This window comes from uncultured Cellulomonas sp. (assembly GCF_963527515.1).
Lineage (GTDB): Bacteria > Actinomycetota > Actinomycetes > Actinomycetales > Cellulomonadaceae > Cellulomonas.
The window spans coordinates 36,582-63,283 of sequence record NZ_CAURTV010000011.1 but is presented as its reverse complement, the minus strand read 5'-3'; the positions used below and the strand labels follow the sequence as shown (position 1 = coordinate 63,283).

At 72.7% G+C, this 26,702-nt stretch carries 30 protein-coding genes; 15 read left to right on the top strand and 15 right to left on the bottom strand.

Annotated features, from left to right (window positions below):
* Positions 1 to 266 precede the first annotated feature (266 nt).
* Positions 267 to 605: a DUF1801 domain-containing protein gene (locus tag RYN42_RS05400; protein ID WP_315094389.1), complete on the bottom strand. Its 339-nt coding sequence runs from the start codon at positions 603 to 605 to the stop codon at positions 267 to 269.
* Between the two features lies 1 nt (position 606).
* Positions 607 to 897 (bottom strand): DUF4287 domain-containing protein, encoded by a 291-nt coding sequence (locus tag RYN42_RS05395; RefSeq protein ID WP_315094387.1) that lies wholly within the window; start codon positions 895 to 897, stop codon positions 607 to 609.
* 224 nt (positions 898 to 1,121) lie between these two features.
* Between RYN42_RS05395 and RYN42_RS05390 the strand changes: the two genes are divergently transcribed.
* Entirely contained in the window at positions 1,122 to 5,234 is a 4,113-nt protein-coding gene (locus tag RYN42_RS05390) for a CARDB domain-containing protein (protein WP_315094386.1), read from the top strand.
* Positions 5,235 to 5,291: 57 nt separating this feature from the next.
* Here RYN42_RS05390 and RYN42_RS05385 read toward each other — a convergent pair whose 3' ends face one another.
* The 3 genes from RYN42_RS05385 to RYN42_RS05375 are packed head-to-tail and all read right to left on the bottom strand — an operon-like array spanning position 5,292 to position 6,785.
* Positions 5,292 to 5,690: a VOC family protein gene (locus RYN42_RS05385; protein WP_315094385.1), complete on the bottom strand. Its 399-nt coding sequence runs from the start codon at positions 5,688 to 5,690 to the stop codon at positions 5,292 to 5,294.
* A gap of 10 nt (positions 5,691 to 5,700) precedes the next feature.
* Positions 5,701 to 5,970, bottom strand: a complete 270-nt coding sequence (locus RYN42_RS05380; protein WP_315094383.1) for a DUF1905 domain-containing protein — start codon at positions 5,968 to 5,970, stop codon at positions 5,701 to 5,703.
* Positions 5,967 to 6,785: an alpha/beta hydrolase gene (locus RYN42_RS05375; protein ID WP_315094382.1), complete on the bottom strand. Its 819-nt coding sequence runs from the start codon at positions 6,783 to 6,785 to the stop codon at positions 5,967 to 5,969. Before RYN42_RS05375 ends, RYN42_RS05380 begins: the two co-directional genes overlap by 4 nt.
* A 38-nt stretch (positions 6,786 to 6,823) precedes the next feature.
* Here RYN42_RS05375 and RYN42_RS05370 point away from each other — a divergent pair, with 38 nt between their 5' ends.
* On the top strand, positions 6,824 to 7,768 hold the full coding sequence (locus RYN42_RS05370; protein WP_315094380.1) for a sigma-70 family RNA polymerase sigma factor: 945 nt from the start codon (positions 6,824 to 6,826) through the stop codon (positions 7,766 to 7,768).
* Here the strand turns inward: RYN42_RS05370 and RYN42_RS05365 are convergent.
* The 3 genes from RYN42_RS05365 to RYN42_RS05355 all read right to left on the bottom strand — a co-directional run bounded on the left by RYN42_RS05365 (position 7,677) and on the right by RYN42_RS05355 (position 11,073).
* Complete coding sequence (locus RYN42_RS05365; RefSeq protein WP_315094378.1) at positions 7,677 to 8,930, bottom strand: low temperature requirement protein A; 1,254 nt, start codon at positions 8,928 to 8,930, stop codon at positions 7,677 to 7,679. The genes RYN42_RS05370 and RYN42_RS05365 overlap by 92 nt on opposite strands.
* A gap of 72 nt (positions 8,931 to 9,002) precedes the next feature.
* Positions 9,003 to 10,073 carry a lytic polysaccharide monooxygenase gene (locus RYN42_RS05360; RefSeq protein WP_315094375.1) on the bottom strand — a complete coding sequence of 357 codons (1,071 nt, stop codon included), beginning with the start codon at positions 10,071 to 10,073 and terminating at the stop codon, positions 9,003 to 9,005.
* Positions 10,074 to 10,239: 166 nt separating this feature from the next.
* Positions 10,240 to 11,073 (bottom strand): alpha/beta hydrolase, encoded by an 834-nt coding sequence (locus RYN42_RS05355; RefSeq protein WP_315094372.1) that lies wholly within the window; start codon positions 11,071 to 11,073, stop codon positions 10,240 to 10,242.
* A 50-nt stretch (positions 11,074 to 11,123) separates the two neighbouring features.
* Between RYN42_RS05355 and RYN42_RS05350 the strand changes: the two genes are divergently transcribed.
* The 6 genes from RYN42_RS05350 to RYN42_RS05325 all read left to right on the top strand — a co-directional run bounded on the left by RYN42_RS05350 (position 11,124) and on the right by RYN42_RS05325 (position 16,657).
* The gene (locus RYN42_RS05350; protein WP_315094370.1) at positions 11,124 to 12,317 is read left to right on the top strand and encodes a winged helix DNA-binding domain-containing protein; all 1,194 of its coding nucleotides are present in this window, start codon (positions 11,124 to 11,126) and stop codon (positions 12,315 to 12,317) included.
* The gene (locus tag RYN42_RS05345) at positions 12,314 to 12,580 is read left to right on the top strand and encodes a hypothetical protein (protein WP_315094369.1); all 267 of its coding nucleotides are present in this window, start codon (positions 12,314 to 12,316) and stop codon (positions 12,578 to 12,580) included. The genes RYN42_RS05350 and RYN42_RS05345 overlap by 4 nt, the downstream gene beginning before the upstream one ends.
* Before the next feature lie 20 nt (positions 12,581 to 12,600).
* Complete coding sequence (locus RYN42_RS05340) at positions 12,601 to 13,854, top strand: AI-2E family transporter (RefSeq protein WP_315094368.1); 1,254 nt, start codon at positions 12,601 to 12,603, stop codon at positions 13,852 to 13,854.
* A 99-nt stretch (positions 13,855 to 13,953) separates the two neighbouring features.
* Positions 13,954 to 14,838, top strand: coding sequence for a hypothetical protein (locus RYN42_RS05335; RefSeq protein WP_315094366.1), 885 nt, complete (start codon positions 13,954 to 13,956; stop codon positions 14,836 to 14,838).
* 2 nt (positions 14,839 to 14,840) lie between these two features.
* Positions 14,841 to 15,491, top strand: a complete 651-nt coding sequence (locus RYN42_RS05330) for an HNH endonuclease signature motif containing protein (RefSeq protein ID WP_315094365.1) — start codon at positions 14,841 to 14,843, stop codon at positions 15,489 to 15,491.
* Between the two features lie 59 nt (positions 15,492 to 15,550).
* Entirely contained in the window at positions 15,551 to 16,657 is a 1,107-nt protein-coding gene (locus RYN42_RS05325) for a hypothetical protein (RefSeq protein ID WP_315094363.1), read from the top strand.
* A 34-nt stretch (positions 16,658 to 16,691) separates the two neighbouring features.
* On the opposite strand, the gene RYN42_RS05320 is transcribed toward RYN42_RS05325, so the two are convergent.
* The 4 genes from RYN42_RS05320 to RYN42_RS05305 all read right to left on the bottom strand — a co-directional run bounded on the left by RYN42_RS05320 (position 16,692) and on the right by RYN42_RS05305 (position 19,197).
* Positions 16,692 to 17,894, bottom strand: a complete 1,203-nt coding sequence (locus RYN42_RS05320) for an MFS transporter (protein WP_315094362.1) — start codon at positions 17,892 to 17,894, stop codon at positions 16,692 to 16,694.
* 108 nt (positions 17,895 to 18,002) lie between these two features.
* Positions 18,003 to 18,413: a DUF6069 family protein gene (locus RYN42_RS05315; protein WP_315094360.1), complete on the bottom strand. Its 411-nt coding sequence runs from the start codon at positions 18,411 to 18,413 to the stop codon at positions 18,003 to 18,005.
* Complete coding sequence (locus RYN42_RS05310; RefSeq protein WP_315094359.1) at positions 18,410 to 18,865, bottom strand: SRPBCC domain-containing protein; 456 nt, start codon at positions 18,863 to 18,865, stop codon at positions 18,410 to 18,412. The genes RYN42_RS05315 and RYN42_RS05310 overlap by 4 nt, the downstream gene beginning before the upstream one ends.
* Entirely contained in the window at positions 18,862 to 19,197 is a 336-nt protein-coding gene (locus RYN42_RS05305; protein ID WP_315094357.1) for a metalloregulator ArsR/SmtB family transcription factor, read from the bottom strand. Before RYN42_RS05305 ends, RYN42_RS05310 begins: the two co-directional genes overlap by 4 nt.
* A gap of 58 nt (positions 19,198 to 19,255) precedes the next feature.
* On the opposite strand from RYN42_RS05305, the gene RYN42_RS05300 reads away from it, so the two are divergent.
* Positions 19,256 to 19,588, top strand: a complete 333-nt coding sequence (locus RYN42_RS05300) for a hypothetical protein (protein ID WP_315094355.1) — start codon at positions 19,256 to 19,258, stop codon at positions 19,586 to 19,588.
* On the opposite strand, the gene RYN42_RS05295 is transcribed toward RYN42_RS05300, so the two are convergent.
* Positions 19,585 to 20,118, bottom strand: a complete 534-nt coding sequence (locus RYN42_RS05295) for an NUDIX domain-containing protein (RefSeq protein WP_315094353.1) — start codon at positions 20,116 to 20,118, stop codon at positions 19,585 to 19,587. The genes RYN42_RS05300 and RYN42_RS05295 overlap by 4 nt on opposite strands.
* A 22-nt stretch (positions 20,119 to 20,140) precedes the next feature.
* On the opposite strand from RYN42_RS05295, the gene RYN42_RS05290 reads away from it, so the two are divergent.
* Together RYN42_RS05290 and RYN42_RS05285 are read left to right on the top strand one after the other, a co-directional pair.
* On the top strand, positions 20,141 to 20,716 hold the full coding sequence (locus tag RYN42_RS05290) for a GNAT family N-acetyltransferase (protein WP_315094350.1): 576 nt from the start codon (positions 20,141 to 20,143) through the stop codon (positions 20,714 to 20,716).
* On the top strand, positions 20,713 to 21,687 hold the full coding sequence (locus RYN42_RS05285) for a diacylglycerol kinase family protein (RefSeq protein ID WP_315094348.1): 975 nt from the start codon (positions 20,713 to 20,715) through the stop codon (positions 21,685 to 21,687). Before RYN42_RS05290 ends, RYN42_RS05285 begins: the two co-directional genes overlap by 4 nt.
* 5 nt (positions 21,688 to 21,692) lie before the next feature.
* Here RYN42_RS05285 and RYN42_RS05280 read toward each other — a convergent pair whose 3' ends face one another.
* Both RYN42_RS05280 and RYN42_RS05275 read right to left on the bottom strand, forming a co-directional pair.
* The gene (locus RYN42_RS05280) at positions 21,693 to 22,613 is read right to left on the bottom strand and encodes a universal stress protein (protein ID WP_315094346.1); all 921 of its coding nucleotides are present in this window, start codon (positions 22,611 to 22,613) and stop codon (positions 21,693 to 21,695) included.
* Positions 22,610 to 24,073 carry an amino acid permease gene (locus RYN42_RS05275; protein ID WP_315094345.1) on the bottom strand — a complete coding sequence of 488 codons (1,464 nt, stop codon included), beginning with the start codon at positions 24,071 to 24,073 and terminating at the stop codon, positions 22,610 to 22,612. The genes RYN42_RS05280 and RYN42_RS05275 overlap by 4 nt, the downstream gene beginning before the upstream one ends.
* Before the next feature lie 157 nt (positions 24,074 to 24,230).
* On the opposite strand from RYN42_RS05275, the gene RYN42_RS05270 reads away from it, so the two are divergent.
* The 4 genes from RYN42_RS05270 (at position 24,231) to RYN42_RS05255 (ending at position 26,647) form a co-directional block, all read left to right on the top strand.
* Positions 24,231 to 24,644, top strand: a complete 414-nt coding sequence (locus RYN42_RS05270) for a DUF5684 domain-containing protein (protein WP_315094343.1) — start codon at positions 24,231 to 24,233, stop codon at positions 24,642 to 24,644.
* 68 nt (positions 24,645 to 24,712) lie between these two features.
* The gene (locus RYN42_RS05265; RefSeq protein ID WP_315094341.1) at positions 24,713 to 25,102 is read left to right on the top strand and encodes a PPOX class F420-dependent oxidoreductase; all 390 of its coding nucleotides are present in this window, start codon (positions 24,713 to 24,715) and stop codon (positions 25,100 to 25,102) included.
* Between the two features lie 10 nt (positions 25,103 to 25,112).
* The gene (locus RYN42_RS05260; protein ID WP_315094339.1) at positions 25,113 to 25,916 is read left to right on the top strand and encodes a putative protein N(5)-glutamine methyltransferase; all 804 of its coding nucleotides are present in this window, start codon (positions 25,113 to 25,115) and stop codon (positions 25,914 to 25,916) included.
* The gene (locus tag RYN42_RS05255; protein ID WP_315094337.1) at positions 25,913 to 26,647 is read left to right on the top strand and encodes a DNA alkylation repair protein; all 735 of its coding nucleotides are present in this window, start codon (positions 25,913 to 25,915) and stop codon (positions 26,645 to 26,647) included. Before RYN42_RS05260 ends, RYN42_RS05255 begins: the two co-directional genes overlap by 4 nt.
* Positions 26,648 to 26,702 lie beyond the last annotated feature (55 nt).

The following is a 26,702-nucleotide window of genomic DNA, read 5'->3' as shown; positions in this document are numbered from 1 at the left end:
GCCGTCGTGCCCGCCGGTGTTCGCGCCGCCGTCGGCCACGCCCTCACCCGCGGAACCCGCGGAACCGGCTGAGCCGTCCGCGCCGCCGTCGTGCCCGCCCGGGTTCGCGCCGCCGTCCGCCACGCCTTCCCCTGCGGGTACCGGCTCGCTCGTGATGTCGTCGTCGTTGATGCTCATGGAGACTCCCTCTGTCGCAGCCGTGCGGCGGCGTCGCCGCCTTCGCGAGCGTATCCACGCCCTGCCTGCGCCGCGCGACGACGGTGCAGCTAGCCGTGCAGGTCCCGCAGCGCCACCGCGATCCGCTCGACCAGGTCGGTCGGGACAGGGTCGCGGTACAGGAGCTTCACCGTGTCCTTCTGCGACCGGTACGGGGCGACCTCCGCCTCGAGCCTGGGTTCCAACGGTGCCACCGGGTAGAGGCCGACGTGGTGCTTCCATCCGGCGAAGTGCAGGGCGTACCGGTCGCCCAGCATGAACGCGGGCATCCCGTACCGGATCCGCTCCTCCGCCCCGGGCAGCGCCCGGCGCAGCGCGGCGGCCACCTCCGCGAGGATGGGGCGGACCTCGTCGGGGAACGTGGCGACGTAGTCGTCGGTCGTGTTCATCTCAGCTGCGCTTCGTCGACTTGCCGTCCAGCCAGAGCGTGTCGCTGTCGTCGCGGTGCACGCCGTCCGTGCCGACGTGCGTGGTGCTGATGGTCGGGCCCTTGGTGATCACGTGCCACAGGGCCATGGCGTGCCCGCGGCCGACGCCGTAGTCCTCCTGCAGCCAGGTCACGACGCCGCCGGCCTTGGCCCCCGGGGCGTCGAGCCCCTTCTCGTGCGCGATCGCCACCAGCTGCCGTGGTGTGAGACCGGTCTTGTCCTCGAGGGTGTCCAGGTACGCCTGGAACGACATGGGGAGCTCCTCTCGTCGCCTCGAACCTAGCGGGCAGTCCTCCTTGACGGGGGTGTGAGTTCTTCGTAGGGTCGGCCGCAAGAACTGGACAAGTCGCTGCACAAAGTCGTGCAGCAGTCACACCGGTTGCGATGAACCGCACTCATCTCGCCGTCGCTCAGCCCCACGCGCACCTTCGCGCGCCCGGGGTCGACCCCGCAACGGCGCGGGAGAACGAGGACGTCATGAGAACTCGGTTGAAGCGCGCGATCGTGGCCGGTGCCGCGATCGCGCTGGTCGCGCCCCTGGGCGTCACGCTCGTGGCACAGGGTGCGTCCGCCGCCCCGGTGCTGCTCTCCGCGGGCAAGCCCGCGACCGCCAGCAGCACCAACCAGTCCTACGTCGCCGGCAACGTCACCGACGGGAACCAGGCCACCTACTGGGAGTCGAGCAGCGCCTTCCCCCAGTGGGTCCAGGTGGACCTCGGCGCCGCCGCGACCGTCACCGACGTGACCCTGAGGATCCCCGGCGGCTGGGGAGCCCGCAGCGAGACGGTGACCCTGCAGGGCTCGACCGACGGCTCGGGCTTCTCGACGCTGAAGGCGTCGGCGCCCTACACGTTCACCGGCGGCAACATCGTCGCCGTCGACGTCACCGACACGAGCGTCCGCTACGTGCGCGCCTCCGTGAGCGCCAACACCGGTTGGCCCGCCGCGCAGCTGTCCGAGGTGGAGGTCTACGGCACCTCGTCGACGCCGCCCGTGGACCCGCCGGCCGGCACCAACCTCGCGCAGGGCCGCCCGATCACCGGGTCGTCCGTGCAGCAGACCTACGTCGCGACGAACGCGGTGGACGGCTCGACCGGCACCTACTGGGAGGGCGCACCGGGCGCGTACCCGTCGAACCTCACGGTGTCGCTCGCGGCCCCGTCCGCCCTCACCGGCGTCGTCGTCACGCTCAACCCGGACCCCGCGTGGGGCAACCGGACGCAGACGTTCGCGATCGAGGGGCGCGTCGGCGGGACGTGGAGCCCCCTGAAGGCGTCCGCGTCCTACGCGTTCAGCCCCTCGAGCGGCAACACGGTCACCGTCCCGGTCTCCGGTGACGCGACCGACGTCCGGCTCGTGTTCACCGCGAACACCGGCTCGTCCAACGCGCAGGTGGCAGAGCTGCAGGTGTTCGGCACCGGCACCACCGTGCCGACGAGCCCGGACCTCCAGGTCGCGCTGACCACCGACCCCATCACGGTCACGCCGACGACGGCCATCTCGGTCGGCGCCACGGTCCGGAACTCCGGGACCGCCGCCGCGCCGGCCACCACGGCTGTCGTCGCGCTCGGCGGGACCTCCGTCGGCACGGCCACGGTCCCCGCGCTCGCGGCCGGTGCGCAGACCACGATCACCGTGAACGCCGGCACCCGCCCGGCCGGCACGTACCCCGTGACCGTCACGGTCGACCCGGCGAACACCGTCGCCGAGTCCGTGGAGACCAACAACACCGCCTCCGGTGTCGTCGTCGCGACGCAGCCCACCGGCTCCGACCTCGCGGCCGGCCGGCCGGCGACGGCGTCGTCCACCGAGTTCACGTTCGTGGCCGGCAACGCGGTCGACGCCGACGCGAGCACCTACTGGGAGGGCGCGGGCGGTCAGTACCCGAGTTGGCTCGCGGTGAACCTTGCCTCGCAGTCGACCCTGCAGCGGGTGGTCGTCGGCGTGCCGCCCGCCGCCGCGTGGGGTGCGCGAACGCAGACGTTCTCCGTCGAGGGCCGCGTCGGCACCGGCGCATGGAGCCCGCTCAAGGCGTCCGCCGCGTACGCGTTCGCGCCGGCGTCGGGCAACACGGTGACCATCCCCGTGACCGGGAGCGCCACCGACCTACGCCTGGTCTTCACGGCCAACACCGGTGCCGGCAACGGACAGGTGTCCGTGCTCCGGGTGACCGGCATCCCGGCGCCGAACCCCGACCTCACGGTCACCGCGATCACGGCCAGCCCGGCCGCGCCCGTGGAGACCGCCGCGATCACGCTTGCCGCAACCGTGCGCAACGGGGGCAACCTCGCGTCGGCCGCGACGACCGTGGACCTCACGGTCGACGGGGCACGCGTCGACTCCGTGGCTGTGCCGGCACTCGCGGCCGGCCAGTCGGCCACGGTGAGCAAGGCGATCGGCACCCGCCCCGCCGGCTCCTACACGATCGGCGCGGTCGTCGACCCCGCCAACACCGTCGTCGAGCAGAACGACGCCAACAACGCGTTCAGCAACCCGACCAAGTTCGTCGTCACCGAGGCCCCAGGTCCGGACCTGCAGGTGCTCGCCATCGCCTCCAACCCGGCCAACCCCGCGGTGGGCTCGTCGGTGTCGTTCACCGCCACCGTGAAGAACCGGGGGTCGTCCGCGGCCGCCGCCTCCACCACGCGGCTCGTCGTCGGCGCCACCACCCTGAACGGGGCGACCGGCGCCCTCGCCTCCGGAGCCACGGCGACCGTCGCTCTGAGTGGTACGTGGACCGCCACCACCGGTGGGGCCACGCTGACCGCCACGGCCGACGCGACGAACGCCGTCGCGGAGACCAACGAGGCCAACAATACGCTCGCGCAGTCGATCGTCGTCGGCCGCGGGGCCGCCGTCCCCTACACCTCCTACGAGGCCGAGGCCGGCACGTACACCGGCACGCTGGTCGAGGCCGACGCGCTGCGCACGTTCGGGCACACGAACTTCGGCACCGAGTCCTCGGGTCGCAAGTCGGTGCGCCTCACCGCCCAGGGCCAGTACGTGCAGCTCACGTCCACCAACGCCACCAACTCGATCGTCATCCGGAGCTCGATCCCGGACGCGGCGGGCGGCGGCGGCCAGGAGGCGACCATCAGCCTGTACGCCAACGGGACCTTCGTGCAGAAGGTCACGCTCAGCAGCCGGCACAGCTGGCTGTACGGGACCACCGACCAGCCCGAGGGCCTCACCAACACCCCGGGCGGCGACGCCCGACGGCTGTTCGACGAGTCCCACGCGCTGCTCCCGCAGTCCTACCCGGCAGGCACGGTGTTCCGGCTGCAGCGCGACGCCGGCGACACCGCGGCGTTCTACGTCGTCGACCTGATCGACCTCGAGCAGGTGGCGCCCGCGCTGCCCAAGCCCGCGGAGTGCACCTCGATCACGGCCTACGGGGCGGTCCCCAACGACGGCGTCGACGACACCACCGCGATCCAGGCGGCGGTGACGGCCGACCAGAACGGGCAGATCAGCTGCGTCTGGATCCCCGAGGGCCAGTGGCGCCAGGAGAAGAAGATTCTCACCGACGACCCCCTGAACCGGGGGACGTACAACCAGGTGGGCATCTCCGACGTGACCATCCGCGGGGCCGGCATGTGGCGCTCGCAGCTGTACTCGCTGATCGAGCCGCAGGACGCCAACACCCTCAACCACCCGCACGAGGGGAACTTCGGGTTCGACATCGACAGGAACACCCAGATCTCCGACCTCGCCATCTTCGGCTCCGGCCGGATCCGGGGCGGCGACGGGAACGACGAGGGCGGCGTCGGCCTCAACGGCCGGTTCGGTGCCGGGACCAGGATCAGCAACGTGTGGATCGAGCACGCCAACGTGGGTGCCTGGGTGGGCCGCGACTACGACAACCTCCCCGAGCTCTGGGGACCCGCCGACGGCCTGGAGTTCACCGGCATGCGGATCCGGAACACCTACGCCGACGGGATCAACTTCTCCAACGGCACGCGGAACTCGCGGGTGTTCAACTCCTCGTTCCGCACCACCGGCGACGACGCGCTGGCCATCTGGGCCAACCCGTACGTCAAGGACCGGAACCTCGACAACGCGCGCGACAACCACTTCGTGAACAACACGGTCCAGCTGCCGTGGCGCGCCAACGGGATCGCCATCTACGGCGGCTCCAACCAGTCGATCGAGAACAACCTCGTCTACGACACCATGAACTACCCGGGCATCATGCTGGCGACCGACCACAGCCCCCTGCCGTTCGGCGGGACCACGCTGATCGCCAACAACGGTCTCTACCGGACCGGCGGCGCGTTCTGGAACGAGGACCAGGAGTTCGGGGCGATCACCCTGTTCCCGCAGACGCTGCCCATCCCGGGCGTCACCATCCGGGACACGGACATCGACGACTCGACCTACGACGGCATCCAGTTCAAGAACGGCGGCGGGGCGATGCCCGACGTCCGGATCACGAACGTGCGGATCACCAGCTCGCGCAACGGCTCGGGCATCCTGGCGATGAGCGGGGTGAACGGCAACGCGATCCTGAGCAACGTCACGTTCGCCGGCAACGCGGAGGGCGACGTGGTCCGCGAACCGGGCTCGCAGTTCGTGATCACCGGCAGCTGACGGCACCAGGCAGAAGACTTCGTCCTGCGGGGCAGGACGAAGTCTTCTGCCAGCCGCCTACGGGGAAGGCAGGGCGTTCAGGTACTGCTCGATCTCGGTCGGGGTGTGCACCAGGAGGCAGAACTCGTTGCCCTCCGGGTCGGCGAGCACGGCCCACGGCGCGTCACCCTGGCCGATGTCGACCCGGACGGCACCGAGCTCGTGCAGGCGCGCGAGCTCGGTCGCGAAGTCCTCCGGGGGCCGGAGGTCGGCGTGCAGCCGGTTCTTGACCGTCTTCGCCTCCTGCACCCGATGGAACAGCCAGTTGGTCGAGCCGCCGGTCGGCGAGCCGATGGCCACCTCGGCGCCGTCGTCGGACCGCCACACCTCCTGCCACCCCAGCACCTCGCTCCACCAGGCGGCCAGGGCGGCGGGATCGGCGCTGTCGATCGTGAGGTGTCCGACGACGGGGGTCATCCTCCGGACGCTACGACAGCCGCTCGCGCAGGTGCACCTCCACCAGCTCACCCGCCGCGTCCTTGCCGATCGTCGCGCACAGCGCCTTGCGCAGCGGCAGCCAGTGCGGGCCGGTGCCCGACGGCATGAGCGTCGTCGCGAACGGGTGGCCGTCGAGCGTGCCGGTGACCTTGACCGCCTTGCGCGTGCCCAGCAGCTCCGCGGAGCCGTCCAGCTCCAGGTAGGTGGCGAAGGCGCCGTCCTTGCGGATGGGCGCGGTGAACGTCGCGTCGAGAGTCATGCGCCCATGGTCTCCCGCAGGCGGACGGCGAACGCGTCCGGCTGCTCGGCATACCCGATGTGGTCGCCGGGGAACAGCGTCGGCTCGATGCCGAGCAGCCCGGCCAGCGCGCGGGACGTGCGGTCGCACAGCTGCCCGGTGGACTCCTCGCCGATGCCGACGACCAGCCGCGTCGGGGCGGCCAGCAGGGCGTCGACGTCCGGCCGGAACCGCACGGTGTGCCGGATCATGTGCGCGAACTGGAAGTGCTCGTCGGCCGCGGCCTGCCCCTCGCGCGGGGTGCCGAAGACCAGCTCGAACACCTCGTCCGGGATCGCGAGGTTGCCGATCGCCATGAACTGCAACCAGGCCGCACGGGTGTCGCCGGTCAGGTAGGTGGTGATCATCTGCTCGGTCCGGTCGAACAGGTCGGCGTGGTCGGGGAGCAGCTCGTCGAGGGGCGGCTCGTGCACGATCGCCGTCGTGACCAGCTCGGGCGCACGCTCCACGAGCGCGAGCAGGCTGACCGCGCCGCCGCTGGAACCGAGCACCGTGGCAGGGCCGGCGTCGACGTGCCGGATCAGGGCGGCCAGGTCGGCGGCCCGGTCGACCGGCGTCGAGTCCCGGTCCGGGTGGTCGACCGTGCTCCGGTTGATGCCGCGCGGGTCGGTGGTGAGCACGGTGTGGTCGGTGGCCAGCAGGTCGGCCAGCGGCGCGAACGACGTGGCGTCCATCGGGGCGGCGACGAGCACGACGAGCGGGCCGGAGCCGCGGAGCTCGTAGTGCAGGCGGGCGCCGGGGACGTCGAGGGTGGTGGCTGTGGTGAGTGTGGTCATGCCGGTAGGACTTGTGCGGGGGAGCAGAATCATCGGTCATGACGGACGTGTCCGAGATCCGCGCGCAGGACTTCACCGAGCTCGTCGCGCCGCTGCGTGGTGAGCTGCACGCGCACTGCTACCGGATGCTCGGCTCGGTGCACGACGCCGACGACGCCCTGCAGGACGCGCTGCTGCGCGCGTGGCGGGCGCTCGACGGGTTCGAGGGCCGCAGCTCCTTGCGGTCGTGGCTCTACCGGATCGCCACGAACTCGTGCCTCGACGCGATCTCCCAGCGCGGTCGCCGTGCCCTGCCCGTGGACCTCGGGCCGTCGAGCGACCAGGCGGTGATCGGCGACGCGCCCCTGACGGAGATCGCCTGGCTCGGCCCCTACCCGGACGCCCGGTTCGAGCAGCGGGAGTCCGTCGAGCTCGCGTTCGTCGCCGCCCTGCAGCACCTGCCCGGCAACCAGCGGGCCGCGCTCCTGCTGCTCGAGGTGCTGGGCTTCTCGGCCGCCGAGATCGCCACCTGGATGGACACGACGACCGCCTCGGTGAACAGCGCCATCCAGCGCGCGCGGGCCACCGTCGCCGAGAAGGTGCCCCCGCGGGACCACCAGCCACCCGCCGACGCCCGCGTCCGGGAGGTCGTCGCCGCCTACTCCTCCGCCCTCGAGCGCGGCGACGTGCACCTGCTGGTGTCCCTGCTCACCGAGGACGTCAGCTGGTCGATGCCGCCGCTGCCGCACTGGTACGCAGGACGGTCCGCCGTCACCGACTTTGCGACCAGGATCGCGTTCACCTGCGGCTCGTGGCGGCACGTCCCGACGAGCGCGAACGGCCAGCCCGCGGTCGCCTCCTACCTGCGCGTGGGCGACGACGACGTGCACCGCGCCTGGTCGATCGACGTCCTCACGTTCCGGGGGGACCTGGTCTCGGAGCTGACCGCGTTCCTCGGCCCCGACCACTTCGAGGCGTTCGGCCTGCCGGTCGCGGTGCCGTGAGCCGCGGGCGTCCGTCTGCCGGGCGCTCCAGCGCCAGCCACACGACGACCGCCACGAGCAGCCAGACGAGCGCGCCCACCGACAGGTCCGGCCCCACGACGATGAGTGCCACGGGAACCAGCACGCCCGGCAGGCCGCGGACGAGGATCCAGCGGCCGCGCTCGCCCACCAGCAGGGCGGTCACCACCCCGACCGCGCAGTAGGCCGCGACCGACCCGCACAGCAGCGCGCGGTACGCCGCCGGCAGCGGTTCATGGGCGTGCTCGACGGCGACCCCGAGGGACGCGGCCAGGGCGGCCAGCGCTCCGGTGAGCAGCGCGTGCAGGAGCATGACGATGCGCGGCGCGACCGTGTGCGGCCGCAGCTGGGGGATGCCCGCGGTCCCGTGCAGCAGCCCGGCGGTCCACACCGACGCCAGGAGCGCGAACGCGCCCAGCGCGACGAGACCCGGCTCCCGGATCCAGACCTCGGAGTCGGCGGCGGCGTCGATGATCAGGATGAGGCCCTCGCCCAGCACGATGATGACGAACAGGCCGAGCCGCTCCGCCAGGTGCTCCTCGTCGGCGTGGGTGCCCTGGAGCACGAAGGGCTGACTGCCGCGCCGGCCGCCGCGCCCGCGGTCCAGGCGTTCCTCGGCACCCTGCATCGTCCGCGCGGCGGAGGCGAGGAGCAGCACGACCAGGTCGAGCGCGATGCCGAGCACCCAGAGCCAGTACGTCAGCGGCGCGTCCACCCACAGGGAGACCAGCCACGGCACGGCCCCGATCCCGTACTGCGCCAGCGGCCAGTCGAGCAGCACCTTCCCGCGCGCGATCACCGCACCGGAGAACCAGCGCAGCGCCACGTACGCGACGACGAACGCGCTGGCCCGCGACTCCTGGACGCCCGCCACGGACGCCGCCATCACCGCGAGGCCGAGCATCGCGGCGATCAGGACGCCGGTGCGCGTGTCGTCCCCGGCGACGTTCCCGTAGACCGCGAAGCCGGCCCAGGAGATCCAGAACGCCAGGAAGAGGACGGCGTAGAGGCCGAGGGCACCTGGCCCCGTGTCCTCGTGCAGCAGGTGTGCCAGCTGGCCGATGCCGGCGACGACCACCAGGTCGAAGAACAGCTCCTTCCAGGTGGCGTGGCGCTCGGCGGTCGCGACGGGCTCGGATGCCATGGGGCCCAGTAGACCGCACGGCGGCGCCCACCCGCCCCGGTCAGGGACAGGTGGGCGCCGGGTCGGGCTGGGTCAGTGCGTGCCGCAGGTGGCCGTGAGGCCGGTGCCGCTGCCGTTGGCGATGAAGCCGGCGGTCGCGGTGCCGCCTGCCGGGACGGCGCTGTTCCACGCAGCGCTGGTGATGGTGTTGGCGCCCGAGAGGGAGCCGTTCCAGGCCTGGGTGAGGCTCGCGCCACCGACGGTGGCGTGCCAGCCGGTCACCGCGGCCGAGCCGGCCTTGATGGTGACCTCACCGACGAAGGCGCCGTTCCAGGCGTTGACCACCTTGACCGTCGCGGTGCACGCGCCCGTGCCACCGGTCGGGGTGGGCGTCGGCGTCGGGGTGGCTGTCGGCGTCGGCGTCGGGGTGGGCGTCACCGTGGGGGTGGGCGTCGGGGTCGGGGTGACCGTCGGCGTCGGCGTCGGCGTGGGGGTGGTGTTGCCGCCGCCGATGTTGATGTCGCTGCACAGGTAGTACGGCTGGTCGAGGTGGCTGGCCTGCCAGATGGTGAACAGCACCGCGCGGCCGCTGCGGCCGGACAGGTTCACGTCCGTCTGGTACAGACCCGTGGTGCCGTACCGGCCGGTCTCCTTGACCAGGTCCAGGTCACCCCAGCCGAGCGCCTTCGTCGTCGGGTCGTAGCCCGGCTTCGAGACATAGATGCGCATGTAGTCGGCACCGTGCTTGGCGCCGTCGGTCAGGGTGAGGGTGAAGGACGTCGGGACGCCCTTGGCCACCCACGGCCCGGGCTTGTCCAGCGCGTCGTAGCGGGGGGAGAACGTGCGGCCGCCCGAGCAGAGCTGGCCGTCGGGGATGACCGCCTGGTGCTGGCCGCCGACGTTCTCGCGGTACAGACCGTTCCAGTTCCACATCGCGTTGGGGTCGGCCTTCCAGGCCTGCCAGCACATCGGGTCGAGCTGCTCCATCTGCGGGTTGAGGTGGTCGGAGCCCCATCGCTCCCAACAGCCGTAGTTCCGGGTGGGCGGGTCGGTGACCGAACCATGGGCGGACGCGGGCTGCGAGGTGATGATCGCGGCCCCGAGAGCGAGGACCACGGCGAGGAGCGCGGTGGCCAGCGTGCGAGGTCGTGCTCGGACAGTCATAGGGTCTCCTTCTCGAAGACGTCGTCATCGACCCCCCGGGAGCGCCCCCCGCCAGCAACCGCGTCGCTGACGGGGCGACGGGGGCGTCCGTCCACCCTCACCGCCTGAGCCGCCCGCTGACCAGGCGCCGAAGCGATTCACACGGCCGTGACGTGGAGTTTCGAGATCAGACGTCGAGGAGCCAGTCCAGCGCGTCGACGGCGGTCCGCAGCACGGAGACGTGTCCGTCCCCGGCGTGCTCCCGCAGCTCGGCCGAGGGGATGCGCTCCGCGAGCCAGCGGCCGTGCGCGACGGGGACCACGCGGTCGGCGTCGCCGTGCTGGACCAGCACAGGGACGGCGATCTGCGCGGGGTCGAAGCCCCAGGGCGCGACGTAGGCGAGGTCGTCGTCGACCATGCCGCCGATGCCGTCCCGCTGCGCCTCGTTCGCGATGCGCCCGAGCCAGCCCCAGACGCCGGCGAGCGCGTCGTGGTCGGCCGGCGTGAACATCTCCGGGTCGTACTCGCCGGCGGTCAGCTCGCGCTCGAGCTCGGCGCGACCGGCCACCGCTGCCCGGAGCTCGGCCGTGCCGGTGGGGTTGATGCCCGCGAACCAGTCGAGGCCGGCCGCCCCGAACGGCGCCGTGCCCGACGCGCTCACCGCTGCCGTCACCCGGTCGGGCAGCAGGGCAGCGCAGGCGAGGGCGTGCGGTGCCCCGCCGGAGTGGCCCAGCACCGCGAACCGGTCGATGTCGAGCGCGTCGGCGATCGCGGCGACGTCCGCGGCGGCGGAGGCCACGTCCCGCCCGGGGTGCGGCGTGGAGCCGCCGTAGCCGGGCCGGTCGTAGGAGACCCAGCGGATGCCGAGCTCCGCGCTCACGGGCAGGAGAGGCTCCGGCGGGGTACCGACGTTGGGCGTGCCGTGGTGCCAGAACACGGTCAGGCGGGGGTCGTCTCCGGGGACGTCGTAGGCGCGCAGGGCGCGGCCGTCGGGCAGTTGGACCATCGTCGCGTCGACCACCGGTCGAGCCTAGGTTGTGCCCGGCGGACGGCGCCCGCCACGATCGGCGGGTGATCCACCTCGACGACGCCGAGCGCCGCGCCCGGCTCGCTCGTCGGCACGCCGTGGCGCCCGGGTCCCGGGTGGGGTCGGTCGAGGCGGCCGCCGACGCGATGGTCTGCCTGCACGCCACCGACCCGGCCGGGCTGTACCTGTCGGCGTGGGCCCGCACGGACGGGTTCGCCGTCGCCGACCTGGACCGCGCGCTGTACGAGGACCGCACGCTGGTCAAGCACCTGGCGATGCGGCGGACCCTGTTCGCGGTGACGCGTGAACTGCTGCCGGTGGCGCAGGCGGCGTCGAGCAACCGGGTCGCGGGCGTCGAGCGTCGACGGCTGGAGAAGGAGGTCCGGGAGGCGGGGCTCGCTGACGACGCCGAGCGGTGGTTCGACGAGGTCTGCGCGGCTGCCGTCGCCGGGCTGGCCGAGGGCCCGCTCACCGCCGCCCAGCTGCGCGACCGGGTGCCCGCGCTGGAGGGGTCGATCGCGTACGGCCACGGGAAGTCCTGGGCGGGCTCGTTCGCGGTGGTCTCGCGCGTGATGACGTGCCTGCAGGCAAGCGGGACCGTGGTGCGCGCGGGGAACCTCGGGTCGTGGACCAGCTCGCGGCCGACGTGGGCGCTCGCCTCCGACTGGCTCGGCGACCCGATCGCGCCCGTGCCGGAGGACGTCGCCCGCGCGCAGCTGGTGCGGCGGTGGCTGCGCCGGTTCGGACCCGGGACGACGCTCGACGTGAAGTGGTGGCTCGGCTCGACCCTGGGTGCGGTGCGGCAGGCGCTGCACGACGTCGGCGCGGTGGAGGTGTCGCTGGACGGCGCACGGTCCGGATGGGTCCTGCCCGACGACGTCGAACCTGTCGGACCGGTGGAGCCGTGGGTCGCGCTGCTGCCTGGGCTGGACCCCACGACGATGGGCTGGTTCGAGCGCGACTGGTACCTCGGCCCGCACCGCGCGCAGCTGTTCGACTCCGTCGGCAACGGGGGTGCGACGGCGTGGGTGGACGGGCGGATCGTCGGCGGCTGGGCGGCCACGGCGGGCGTCGTCGAGGTGGTCCTGCTGGAGGAGGTGGGTGCCGACGCCCGGGCCGCCCTCGAGGCCGAGGCCGACCGGCTGACCGGCTGGTTGACCGGTCAGCCGGTGGTACCCCGGTTCCCTGCTCCCCTGGTCCGGCCCGTCAGCCGACCGCGGCGATCGCCTGCTGGATGAGGGCGGTGACCTCGTCGGGGTGGCTGATCATCGCGACGTGCGAGCAGTCGATCCCCACCGTGGTGGACCCGGCGCGCAGGTCCATCGCCCGCTCGGCGGCCGGGGGGATGACCCGGTCCGAGGACGCGACCAGGTTCCAGGACGGGAGCGTCTTCCACGCGGGCGGCCCGGACGGCTCGCCGAGGGTCGCCAGCGCGGCGGTTCGCCGGGCGTTCGCGGACGCGTTCGGCGTGACACCGCGCGAGTGGCGGGTCGCGGGCTGACACCGCGCTATCTTGCGCGCATGGCACCGCCGCAGGGCCTCGCGCCCTCGACCCGCACGCTCCTGTTCCTCTCGGCCGCCGTCGTGGTGCTCGCCGGCATGCATGCCGCCCGAGAGGTGCTCGCGCCCCTGTTCCTGGCGGCGGTGCTCGTCATCATCGTGCACCCCGTGCGGCACCCGCTTGAGCGCCGCGGCTGGCCGCGCTCCGCCGCGACGACCGTCGTGGTCGTCGTCGTGTACCTGATCCTGCTCGCCCTGGTCGCGATGCTCACGTTCGCCGGCATCCAGTTCGTCGGCCTGGTCCAGGACTACCTGCCCGAGCTCCAGGCGGGCGCGTCCGACCTCGCCACGTGGCTGGGCACCCTCGGGCTCGACCAGACCGCGGTCGACTCTGCGCGCGACGCCCTCCAGCCGTCGCAGCTGCTGAGCGTCGCGACGAGCCTCGGCGGGACCGTGGTCGGCGTCGCCACCACGCTGTTCGTCGTGGTCACCTACGTGATCTTCATGTCCGTCGACGCCGCCCGGTACGACGACGCCGACGACCAGTTCGGGGCCACCCACGGCGACGTGCTCAGCCGGGGGACCACGTTCAACATCGGGGTCCGGCGCTACTTCGTGGTGAGCGCGACGTTCGGTGCGGTGGTCGCGATCGTCGACGGGCTGGCCCTGTGGGCGCTCGGTGTGCCCGCCCCGGCCGTGTGGGCGATCCTCGCGTTCGTCACCAACTTCATCCCGAACATCGGGTTCGTCATCGGTGTCGTCCCGCCCGCGCTGCTCGCGCTCGTGGTGGGCGGCTGGCCGCTGGCGCTCGCGGTGGTGGGGGTCTACGCGGTGGTCAACGTCGTGCTGCAGGTGCTGGTGCAGCCGAAGTTCGTGTCCGACGCCGTGAACATCACGCTCACGCTCAGCTTCGTGTCCGTCATCTTCTGGACGTTCGTCATCGGCCCGCTCGGTGCGATCCTCGCCGTGCCGCTGACCCTGCTGACCCGGGCGGTGCTGCTGCGGGGCGGGGCGGAGACGGCCTGGTACGCGTGGCTGTCGGGGGAGGACCTGCCGAAGAAGGCTGCCCGCTCGCCAGGGCTGGGTGTGGAGGGCGCGCTTGCAGCTGAGGACTCCTCGGCGCTCGACGCTGCCACCTCGCCGACCTCTTCAGCTGCGCGCCTCGCACCTCCGACCACCACTCGCGACGCCGACTCGCCCCTCTCCGCAGATCGCGACGGTGCGCCGTCTCCGACGTCGACCCTCGATCCCGCGCCGGAGCGCGTCCAGGACTGACCCCGGCGGGCTGTGGGCGGCTCGCCGCGCACACCCTGTGGCCATGTTTGTGCAGGTCAGCGACTGTCTCGCCGGTCCGTTTCGGGTAGATTCGTACACATGTTCGAGACGGCGATGGACTCCCGGCTGGAGCGGCTGCGCGCGGACGCGGCCGCTCTGGTGGCGGACGCCACCGCGGCCGGGGCGTGGTCAGGGCCGGAGCGCAGCACCGCGCTGATCTCCCTCGACCTGGTCCTCGCGTCACTGGCTCGTGCTCGCGCGCACCTCCTGGTTGCCGAGCGCGACGCCGGCACCTCACAGCGGCCCGGCGACCGCTCGTTCGAGGCGGCGCGCGCCCGGCTGTCACGGTCGTCGTCCAGGGAGGCGACCCGGCAGGTGCAGCAGGCCGACGCCCTGGTGTCGATGCCTGCCGTCGCGGACGCCGTCGCTGACGGGCGCATGCCCCTCGGGCACCTGGACACGCTCGCGCGGGTGGCCGCCACGGCGTCCCCGCAGGTCGCGTCGGTGCTGAGGTCGGCGGACGTGCAGGCGACCGTCGTGCGCATGGCTGCGGGACAGTCGGAGCCGGACTTCGGGAAGACCCTGGCCCGGTTCGTCGCCGCCAAGGATCCCGCCGCGCTCGAGGCCGCCCACCAGGACGCCCGCCGCGAACGGTTCCTCACGCTCTCCCACCAGAGCCGCGGCACCTACCTGAAGGGATTCCTGGACCGCGTCTCGGCGGAGGCACTCCAGACGGCGCTGGACTCGACGGGACAGATTCCGACGAGAACCGCTCCCCCGGCCAGGCCGCCGCGGACGCTCTGCTGCTGGTGGTCGACCGCGCGTGCGCCGGACTGCCACCGCGGACGCGGCGCGCGCTGGGCGCTCGGGGTCGGGTGGGTGGTGCGGAGGGATCCGCCGGGCACAGTGAGCCGACGATCCCCGTCCTCGACGACGCCGACGACGTCGCGGCCGGCGCCTCCGCTCGCGCGCACGTGTCGCTGATAGTGCCCGCCGAGACGTTCGCCGAGCTGCGCCGCCACTACCGCACACGAGAGGCCGCAGCGGCGCCGGACGCCTTGCCGATCGCGCAGGCGCTGGGGTGGACTCCGGTCGAGCCCGCGACGCTCGAGGACGGCACGCCGGTGCCCATGTCGGTGCTGGCTCAGGCGCTGTGCGACTGCGACGTCACCCGCATCGTGATGACCGCCGAGGGGGTGCCGGTGGACCTCGGTCGAACCCAGCGCACCTACTCCGGCGTGCACCGTCGCGCGGTGATCGCCCGGGACCGGCAGTGCGCCTGGAACGGATGCCAGTCCGGGGCGCGGTGGTCGGAGGTACACCACCGACGCTGGTGGGACCGGGACCGCGGCGAGACGTCGCTCGACAACGGAGTCCTGCTCTGCCGCTACCACCACGGCGTCGTGCACAGCCTCGACCTGACGATCGAGCGGCACGTCAAGCCACCGGGATACGCGCGGCGAGAGCGCGCCCGGGGGAGACCGTTCGACCCCGGTCCCGCCCGGTACACGTTCTGGACCTCCGACGGGCGCGTCCGCAACGCGCCGCCTGAGCACGTCGATGCGCTGTCGCCCGAGCACGTCGACCCGCCGCCGCCGCGGAGCGTCGCCCGCTCCTCCCCAGGAGCGGGTCCGTGACCGCCTGCAAGGGTCGGGGTCGCCGCGACACAAGCGAGGTGACGGACGGAGGTCATCGGATGCGACTCGGTGCGGGAGCGTCCGTCCTGGCTGTCGTCTCGATGCTCGCGGCGTGCGGCCCGGCGCGAGAGTCGCGGGGCGCTCCCGGTGAGGGCTGGCAGCCGGTGGCCGGCAGCCCTCTGTCCGCGCGGCAGGACGCGTCGGTGTCCTGGGTGGGCGACCGCTTCGTGGTCGTCGGTGGCGACGACGGGCCGCCCTGCCCGCCTCACGCGGACTGCGCGGCGCCGACCGGCCAGCTGCTCCGGGACGGTGCGACGTTCGACCCGGCGACGGGTGCATGGGAGCCCATCGCCGAGGCGCCGGTGCCGGTCGCGTGGCCAAGCGTGGCCGTGGTGGGCGAGGTGCTCTACCTGCTGATGGACAACGAGGTTCAGGGCGCTTCGTCGGCGTTCCTCGCGTACGACCGGCCCGCGGACCTCTGGACCACGTTGCCGATGCCCCCGGACGGCACCGGTCGGCTGGTGCCGGTCGGCGGGGTGCTGCTGGCGGTGCCCGGCTCCGACGAGCACGCCCTGACGACCGATGCGTGGTTCGACCCCGCCACCACCACCTGGCACCGACTCCCCGACGATCCGCTGGGACCGAGCTTCGACCGGTCGATCACGGTCGTCGACGACCAGATCGTCCTCTCGGCGCACGATCTGGTACCCAGCCCCGGAGCGCACGAGCCGTCCCTGGTCCGGCTGGCCGAGCTCGACCCCACGCTGTCCGCCTGGACGGTGCTGGCGGGCGGAGAGGTCATCGGCTCCGACCCGGTCGCGGCGGCCGGGCGGCTGGTGTTCCCGGACGTGGGTGGCGCGGACGGTGGCGAGATCGGCAACTGGGGCCGCACCTACCCGTACGGAGGGATCTACGACCCGGCGTCCGGTGCGTGGAGCGACCTACCCGACGTGCCGGGCAGGTCGTCGTGGCCACGGCTGGTGGTCGGCGACCTCGTCAGGGTCGGCGACGTGCTGCTCGATCCGGTCACCGGAACGACGACGCCCGTGCCGGACGCGCCGTGGTCGGGTGACGACTCGCCGTCGCTGGCGGCGTCGCCCGACTCGGTCTTCGCGTGGGGCGGGATGCAGGACCGCAGCACGACCGGCTACCTGTTCACGCCGTGAGTCGTCGCGACCGGAGGACGCCCGACCGCGTCGGCTACGCGGGGTCCTCGATCCCCGGCGGGAAGGCGCGACGCGACACCGCGATCACCACCAGGCTCACCGCCACCAGGCCCGCACCGGCGTAGGGCAGGGCGCCCAGACCTGGTCCGACGAGGACCAGCGCGCCGAGTGCGGCACCGCCACCGATCCCGACGTTCGCGGTCGCGTTCACCAGGGCGCCGATGACGTCGGGCGAGCCGCCGCGCGAGCGGATGGCGGCGGCCTGGAACACGGACGCCATCGCGCCGAACGCGCCGGACCACACGGCGGCCGCGACCAGGACCGCGACGCGCGACGGGAACACGAGCCCGAGAGCCAGCAGCGCGAGCGCCATGACGGTGTGCACGACCAGGGTTCCGCGCCGGGGGTTCCGGTCGAGCGACAGCGCAGCGTACGCAGTGCCGACCAGTCCCACGGCACCGAGCCCGAGGAGCACCGGACCGACTGCCGTCTCGCTCAGCCCGGTGGCCAGCAGGATCACTGAGACGTACGTGTAGACCGTGTACTGCCCGAGGTAGGTGAGCGTGTTCGCCGCCGACACCGCCACGAGCCTGGTCCGCCGGTCGGTGCGGGTGTGCTCGGGATGGCGGGTGTCGTCGGCGGCAGAGACCGGTGGAAGCAGCAGGGCTACCAGCAGGGTCGCGAGCGCGCACACCGCGGCGAGGACGAGGAACCCGTTGCGCCAGCCCACGGCGATGCCCAGGGCGGTCGACAGCGGGACGCCGAGCACGAGCCCTGCGGACGCCCCGGCAGTGACCAGCGCGAGCGCCCGACCGGTCACCCGCGGCAGGACGAGCCGTGACGCGTACCCGATGCTCAGCGAGAAGAAGAGGGCGTGCGCGATGCCGCCGACCGCCCGCCCGGCGGCGACCAGCTCGAACGAGGGCGCGAGCCCGACGAGCGCGTTGCTGAGCGTGTAGGCGACCAGGGTGCACAGGAGCAGGCCCTTGCGCGGAAGGCGACGTGTGCCCAGGGTCAGCGGGATCGCGAGGGCTGCCACCATGAACGCGTACACGGTGACCAGCAGGCCGGCGACGGACTCGGTCACGTCGAGGTCGGAGCTGATCTGCGGCAGCAGCCCGACGGGCACCAGCTCGGTCGTGATCGCGACGAACGTCGCCAGCGTGAGGGCGCCCAGTCCGCCGCCGGCCTCGCGCACCGTCCCCGGGTGCCAGGTGCTCTGCGTGGTCCCGGTCACCGACGCATGCTCGCACGCGCGCCGAACAGGATCACCACGCGGTCCGCCGGGACGGGCACCAGGCCGACCATCCAGCCAGCCTGGTGCCCGCCCCGCGGTGGGGCGACGTCAGTTCCGCAGCGCGCGGAGGGCGAGCACCGAGACCGGCACCAGGGCCAGGTGGCAGCACGCGAGCGTGACGGTGCTGGCGGTGTCGAGGTCGGCCGGGATCGTCATGAGGAAGATCGTCGCGACGGCGAGCACCGGCGCGACGACGAGCGCGGCAGGGATCGCCCACGACCAGCGCCGCAGCAGCGCGGCCGCGGTGAGCCCGACGAGCAGGGGCACCGCGGTGAACCCCGCGACGGTGACGGCGTCGACCGTCGACGGCGACCCGCCCGCGGCGGTGAAGCCGAAGCCCGCGCCCGCTGCGCGGCCGATCGCGTAGATCGCCAGGTTCACCACGACGGCCACCAGGACGGCGCCGACCACGACGACCGCGGCCGGTCGCGTGCGGACGGGTGCGACAGCGCTCGTCACTGACGCACCAGGTACGCCTCGATGCGGGCGAGCGCCCCCACCCAGACCTCCTGCGAGAAGAAGTCGCGCACCTCGACGGCCGGGAAGCCGCTCTGCACGATGGTCATGAGCGTGCCGCCGTCGACGGCCTCGAAGGTGATGTCGACGTGCGTGGACATGGTCGAGCCGTCCGGGCCGCCGCCGGTCGACTCGGTGACCAGCCGGCGCGGGCGGTCGATGACCAGGAACGTCTGGGTCTCGTGGAAGAGCGTGTCGCGGTCCGGTCCCCAGACGGCGGTCTGCTGGCCGCCGACCCGCAGGTCGACCTCGATCTCCACGACGCCGGGCTCCTCGTCGAGGATCGAGAACCAGATCTTCTGCTTCTCCGCATCGGTGTAGGCGTCGAACACCTGCTCCGGCGTGGCGGGCAGGACGCGCGTCATGCGCAGCTCGAGCGTGTCGGTGGTGGTCATCGCTCCGTGCCTTTCTGCAGGGTGAAGTAGGCCTCGAGACCGTCGAGCCGACGCTCCCAGAGCCGCTGGTAGAAGGAGATCCATGCCATGGCGTCGTCCAGTCGTTCCTCGCCGAGGCGGCACTGCCGGGACCGGCCGACCTTCTCGGTGCGGACCAGGCCCGCGTCCTCGAGGACCCGGACGTGCTTGGTCATCCCCGTGAGGGTCATGCCGTGCGGCTCGGCGAGCTCCCCGATGCTGGCGGGGCCCTCTCCGAGCCGGGTGAGGATGTCGCGCCGGGTCGAGTCGGCGAGCGCCGAGTAGACCCGGTCGAGCTCTTCTTGCTGAACCATATGGTTCACCTTACGACACTGAACCGATTGGTGCAATGACGGATCGTAGGATCAGGGGGTGAGAGCCATCCGGGGCAAGATCGGGGTCGTCGCCGCGCTGGTGCTGGCGATCGCCCTCGCGCTGTCGGCGCTCGCCGGACTCAGCTCGCGTCCGACCGGCATCCCGGCCGACGGGCCGTGGGCGATCGTGCTCTCCGCACCACAGGGCGACTGGGCCACGTGCGTCGACGACCCGGCGATGACGGAGCCGGTCACGCGCGAGGGCACGGTGATGGTGGTGTCCGCGCCGGCTGCCACCGAGACCGACGTGCGCCGGGTCGCCGACTGCCTGTCCGCCACGCTCACCGGCGGCACCGTCCAGGTGGGCACCATCGACCCGGTCGACGCCTAGCCGATCTCTGCCAGCACGGTCCGCAGCCGGACCGCGAAGTCGTCGGTCGTCCCGGCGGGCAGGGCGTCGACGCCGAACCACGCCACCTGCTCGCTCTCGGCGCTCACCACGGGGACGCTCGACGCGGAGGCGTAGGCGACGAAGCCGACGTCCCAGTGCGTCCGGCAGCGTCCGAAGCTCGCGGAGAGCTCGTGCCGGTGGACGTCGGCCGGCAGCGTCCCCCGCGGGCGCAGGTCGGCGATGCCGCCCTCCTCGCGCGCCTCGCGGTAGGCCGCCTCGGACAGTGACCTGTCACCGGGCTCCAGGTGGCCGCCCAGCTGCACCCAGAACTGCCCCTTGCGGTGGAAGCACAACAGGACGCGGGAGTGGTCGGGTGTGAGCACGAAGCAGCTGGCCGTGAGGTGCTCGGGCGCCAGGGAGCGGTCCACCGCGGCGGTCCCCGAGGCGGTGACGAACGCGCGGTACTCCGCCAGGAGCATGCGCTGCGCCGGGTCGCGCGGGGTCCAGGAGTCCAGCGCGTCGGTGATCACCGCGGAAGCGTACGGTGCCGGGATGACGCTCGAGCTGCGGACCGCTCGCCTTCTCATGCGCCCCTGGCGGGACGCCGACCTGGAGCCGTTCGCGGCGATGAACGCCGACCCCGAGGTCATGGAACACTTCCCGTCCACCCTCACGCGGGCCCAGAGCGACGCGCTGGCGGACCGCTGCGAGCAGTGGCTGCAGGAGCACGGCTGGGGGCTGTGGGCGCTGGAGGTCGAGGGCCGCTTCGCCGGGTTCACCGGGCTGGCGCGCCCGTCCTGGGACGCGTCGATGGTCGAGGTCGGCTGGCGGCTGCCGCGCTGGGCGTGGGGGTACGGGTACGCGACGGAGGCTGCGGACGAGGCGCTCCGCGTCGGGTTCGAGGAGGTCGGCCTGGCGGAGATCGTCTCGTTCACCGCGGTGCCCAACGCGCGCTCGCGGGCCGTGATGCGCCGGCTCGGCATGACGCGGGACCCCGCCGACGACTTCGACAACCCGAACCGCGTCGAGGGCCACCCCCTGCGCCGGAGCGTCCTGTACCGCCTCCCGAGGGACCGCTGGGCCACCAGTGGCCGCTCGGCACCGGGCGGGACATACTCGCCGACGTGACGACCCCCCAGCAGACCACCGCCGAGCAGCGGCACGACGACGGCCCCCTGCGGTCGGCGGTGATCGTCAACCCCAACCGCGTGGAGGGTCTCGACGAGCTGCGCGCCGGCATCGTGGAGCAGCTGGCCGAGGCGGGCTGGCCGGAGCCGGCGTGGCTGGAGACGACGGCCGAGGACCCCGGCACGGGGCAGGCGAAGAAGGCGGTCGAGGACGGTGCCGAGGTGGTGTTCGTCGCCGGCGGTGACGGCACGGTGCGTGCGTGCATCGACGGGCTGGCCGGCACGGGCGCGGCACTCGCGATCCTGCCCGGCGGCACGGGCAACCTGCTGGCCACCAACCTCGGGGTGCCCACGGACACCATCGAGGGCGTGAAGCTCGCGCTGGAGCGGGGCCGTCGCACGGTCGACCTGGGCGAGGTGGACGGCCAGACGTTCGCCGTGATGGCCGGCATGGGGCTGGACGCGGCGATGGTCGACGACGCCCACACCAAGCTCAAGGCGGTCCTCGGACCGGTGGCCTACGTCTTCTCCGCGCTCAAGCACATCAACGACGCCGAGATGAAGGTGGAGGTCCAGGTCGACGACTACCCGGTGCTGCGCCGCCGGGCGCGCTCGGTGCTCGTCGGCAACGTCGGACGGCTCCAGGGCGGGGTCAACCTGCTGCCCGACGCCGAGCCGGACAACGGCCAGATGGACGTCGCCGTGCTGGCCCCCCGCAACCTCGGCCACTGGATCCAGACCGCGTTCGGCGTGCTGCGGCCGGCGCGCAAGAAGGTGCCGAACATGGAGGTGCTGCGCGGCTCGCGGATCACGGTGACCAGCGACCGCCCGCAGCCGCGCCAGCTGGACGGCGACGTCATCGACAAGTCCGACACCCTCGCGGTCATCGTCCGCCCGGACGACCTGGTGGTCTGCGTCTACCAGCCGGACGAGTCCGAGGACCTGGCCGAGGGCGCGCCCGAGGGCGACTGACCTGCTCAGAGCTCGTCGCGCGGCACCACGAGGACGGGCACCGGCGAGTGCCGGATGATCTTGGTCGCGTTGGTGCCCAGGAACACCCGCCGCAGCGCGCCGGCGCTGGACGAGCCGAGGACGAGCAGCTCGTTGGGCAGCCAGCCGACCGAGCTGAGCGTCTCCCACCAGCTGGCCCCGGACGCGACGACCAGCTCGACGTCGTCGTCCAGCAGGTCGCCCATCGACGACCGCAGCGCCGACTGCGCCTCCGCCATCTGCGCGCGCCACTGCTCGGTGACCTCGGACTCGATGTCGGTGCCGATCTCGGGCGGGTACATCGTCGCGGACCGGACCCCGAACGACGCCACGCGGAGCTGCACGTCGATCTCCCGCGTGAGCCGCGCCGCCCACCGCACGGCCGACCCGGCCAGGCTGGAGCCGCTGAACGAGCACGTCAGCCGGCGTGCGGCGACGTCGGGCGTGCCCGGCGCGCACCGGTAGGAGCGGGGCGCGACCGCCAGCGGCACGGGCGAGGAGTGCAGCAGGTAGTCCGCGGTCGACCCGACGACGACGCGCCCCTGCGGCCCGTCGGGCGACGAGCCGAGCACCAACGCGGTCGCGTCCCGCTCCTCGGCGAGCGCGGCGAGCGCCCGGGGCGTCGACCGCTCCGAGAGCCGCACGAACTCGACGGTCAGGCCCTGCGCACGCTCACCGAGGAAGGCCAGCGCGGCGGCCTCGGCCTCGTCGGCCCGCGCCTGGACCCAGTCCTGCAGCTCGCCGTCGACGCGGGCCATCGACGGCACCGTCCAGCCGGGCGGGATCACGGTCGCCACCACCAGGACGTTGGCACCCGTGGCCTCCGGCAGGGTGTGGGCGAGCGTCACCCCGAGGTCGATCGCGCCGTGGAGGTCCCCGAACGGGTTGGCGCCGACGACGATCGTCATCGCAGGTCCTCGTCCTGGAGCATGTCGGCCTCGACCGCCCGCTGGAGCACCGAGTGCTTGCGCCCCCACAGGAAGTAGAACGCGAGCACGACGCTCAGCCAGAGCAGGAACCACACGTACGTGTACCAGGGCAGCCCGGACAGGATGTAGACGCAGGCCAGCACGGCGAGCACCGGGGTGACCGGGTATCCCGGCACCTTGAACCCGCGGGGCAGGTCGGGGCGCGTGCGGCGCAGGATGATGACGCCGATCGAGACGACGATGAACGCGATGAGCGTCCCGATGGACACCAGGTCCCACAGGTAGTCGAGCGGCACGAACGCGGCGAGCAGGCCGACGACGACCGCCACGACGACCGTGTTGTGCACCGGGGTGCGGGTGCGGGGGTTGACGCGGGCGAACGACCGGGGCAGCAGCCCGTCGCGGCCGATCGCGAAGAGGATGCGCGTCTGCCCGTACAGCGTCACCAGCGTGACCGAGAAGATCGAGATGATCGCGCCGGCAGACAGGATCGTGCCGGGCCAGGACGCGCCGACGACGTCCTGCAGGATCTTGGCCAGCCCCGCCTCACCCTGCTCCGGGTCGTCGAACGCCTGCCAGGGCTGCGTGCCCAGCGCGGAGACCGCGACCAGGACGTAGATGGTGGTGACGATCGCCAGGGCGCCGAGGATGGCGCGGGGCATGGTCTTCTGCGGGTCGCGGACCTCGTCGCCGGCGGTGGAGATGGCGTCGAGCCCGATGAACGTGAAGAAGATCGTGCCCGCGGCGGCGGTGATGCCGGTGATGCCGCGGGGGGCGAAGTCCGCGAAGTTGTCCGCCTGGAAGCCGGTGAAGGCGATGGCGACGAACATGAGCAGGACCGCCAGCTTGATGACGACCATCGCCGCGTTCACCTTGGCGGACTCCGAGGCGCCCCTGATCAGCAGCACCGCGCACAGGGCGACGAGCACGAGCGCCGGCAGGTTGATGAACCCGGGGTCCACGTCCCACGGTGCCGACGACAGCGCCGTCGGGATCTGCCACCCGAACAGGTTGTCCAGCAGCTGGTTGACGTAGCCGCTCCAGCCGACCGCCACCGCGGCGGTCGAGACGCCGTACTCCAGGAGCAGGCAGGCGGCGACACCCATCGCGACCACCTCGCCGAGCGTCGCGTAGGCGTAGGAGTAGGTCGACCCCGAGACGGGCACCGCCGACGCCATCTCGGCGTAGGACAGCGCGGCGAGGCCGGCGGCGAGCCCGGCGAGCAGGAACGAGACGATCACGGCGGGTCCCGCGTCGGGGACCGCCTCGTGCATGACGAAGAAGACGCCGGTGCCGACGGTCGCGCCGACGCCGAACATCATGAGCGTGAACGTGCCCAGCGACCGTTCCAGGCCCTCGCTGGACCGCACGGCGGCGGGGGTGATCGGCTTCTTGCGCCAGATCTGCGCCCTCAGGGACGACTTCTGCTGGACCGTCATGGGCGGGCCTCTCGGAGGGGGCCCACGCCTCCGGGCCGTCGTTGTGCGTTCGGGGCAACCGTAGGAGTGCGGTGCACCCCGGGTCCAGCGGAGATCCTGATCAGATCGTGTCCGGAATCGCGCACGCGCCGACCACCTTTGTCGCTACTGTCCGCGCATGATCACAACTCTCGCCACCGAGGTGGCCACCACGACCACTGCCGCCGTCGGTCCCGGCATGTACATCAGCGGCCTGGTCGGCTATCTGATCGGCGCCTTCGCGCTGTACGGGGTCTTCAAGAAGTCGGGCGAGCCCGTCTGGCAGGCGTTCGTCCCGATCTGGAACACCATCGTCCTGCTCAAGGTCGCCGGCAAGCCGCTGTGGTGGATCGTCCTGTTCCTCATCCCGATCGTGAACATCGTGGTCCTGGTCCTGCTCTACAACGCCCTGTCGACGTCGTTCGGCCACGGTGCCGGCTTCACGGTGGGCCTGTTCTTCCTGCCGATCATCTTCCTGTTCATCCTCGGCTACGACTCCAACCCCTACCGGGGCGCGGACGCCGCCGCACCGGTCGGCTACGCCACCGCCTGACCCTGCTCTCCGAGGCGGCCGCATGCCCCACGGGGTGCGGCCGCCTCGTGCGTGGGTGACCATCGCGCATGACGACTTTCGACGCCCTCGCCGACGAGGGGTTCATCTCCCTGACCACGTTCCGGAAGTCCGGGAAGCCGGTGCCGACCACGGTGTGGGTGGGCCGCGACGGCGACGCGCTCCTGGTGACCACCCCGCGAGGCAGCGGGAAGGTCAAGCGCCTGCGCCGGGACCCCCGGGTGGAGATGTCGCCGAGCAGCCGGTTCGGGAACGTCGACGACGACGCCCCCACGGTGGCCGGCGTCGGCGAGATCCTCGACGACGACGCGGCCCGCGAGCGGTGCAACGACGTGATGGTCGAGAAGTACGGTCTCGAGTACCGCGTGATGATGGGGATCGAGAAGCTGGGCCGCAAGGGCGACGACAACCGGGTGATCGTGCGGATCACGCGGGAGTAGCCTGCCCGCCGTGCCCTTGACCTACGACGAGATCACCACCACGCTGCGCGCCGCCGGCTGCGTGTTCGCGGAGGACGAGGCCGCACTGCTGCTCGGGACGGGGTCCGACGACCTGGCCGGGCTGGTCGGGCGTCGGGTCGCCGGGGAGCCGCTGGAGGTCGTCCTCGGGTGGGCGCTGTTCTGCGGGCTGCGCATCGAGATCGACCCCGGCGTGTTCGTGCCGCGCCGGCGCACGGAGCTGGTGGTGCGGGAGGCGGCGCGGCTGGCCCCGCCCTCCACCGACCCGGTCGTGGTGCTCGACCTCTGCTGCGGCTCCGGGGCACTGGGCGTGGCGCTCGCGCACGTGCTGGGCTCCGTGGAGCTGGTCGCCGCCGACGTGGAGCCCGCGGCGGTCCGCTGCGCACGGCGGAACGTGGGTGCGGTCGGCGGGCAGGTGTTCGAGGGCGACCTGGACCAGCCGCTGCCCGCGTCGCTGCGGGGCAGGGTGCAGCTGCTCGTCGCCAACGTGCCGTACGTGCCGACCGAGGCGATCGCGCTGATGCCGCCCGAGGCGCGCTGGCACGAGCCGCTGGTCACGCTGGACGGCGGGCCGGACGGGCTGGACGTGCTGCGGCGGGTGGCCGCCGTGGCGCCCCGGTGGCTGGCGCCGGGGGGTCACCTGCTGGTGGAGACCAGCGAGGAGCAGTCGCCGGACGCGGTGGACGCGTTCGCGGCGGCCGGGCTGGTGGCGCGCGTGGTGGTCGACGAGGACACCGAGGCCACCGTCGTCGTCGGGACCCTGGTGTCGGCGCCCGCTGGGACGATCGGCGGGTGAGCGCAGCCGCCGATGCCGTCGAGACGCTGGTGTCCCTGGCCGACCCCGAGCGGGCGGTGGGGATGGCGTCGTTCTTCCAGACCGGTCCCGGGCAGTACGGCGAGGGCGACCGGTTCCTCGGGCTGACCGTTCCCCAGGTGACGGCGGTGGCCAAGCAGCACCTCGGCCTGCCCGTCGACCAGCTGGAACGCCTGCTGGAGGACGAGCGCCACGAGGTCCGGCTGCTGGCGCTCAAGATCATGGCGATGCAGTGCGCGGCCGCGCGGACGTCGGCGGAGCGTCGTCGCCAGATGCTGGACCTCTACCTGCGGCGGACCGACCGCGTGAACGGCTGGGACCTGGTCGACGCGAGCGCGCCGGACGTGCTGGGACGCGCGGTGCTGGCGGGGCTGTCCAGCGACGTGCTCTACCGGCTGGCCGCCTCGGACCTCCTGTGGGAGCGGCGGATCGCGGTCGTCGGGACGTTCCCCCTCATCCGTGCGGGGTCGCTGGACCACACGTTCGCGCTGGCGGCGCTGCTGGAGCCGGACCGGCACGACCTCATGCACAAGGCGATCGGGTGGATGCTGCGCGAGGCCGGCAAGCAGGACGAGGTGCGGCTGCTGGCGTACCTGGACGCGCACGCGTCGACGATGCCGCGGACCACCCTGCGGTACGCGCTGGAGCGGCTGGACCCCGGCGTGCGGGGGCACTACATGCAGGCGAAGAAGCGGGCGGAAGCTGACCGCTGAGGTTCTTGGCGTGGACGTCATGAGCATCCGCCTGCCCGAGAAGATCCTCGGGATC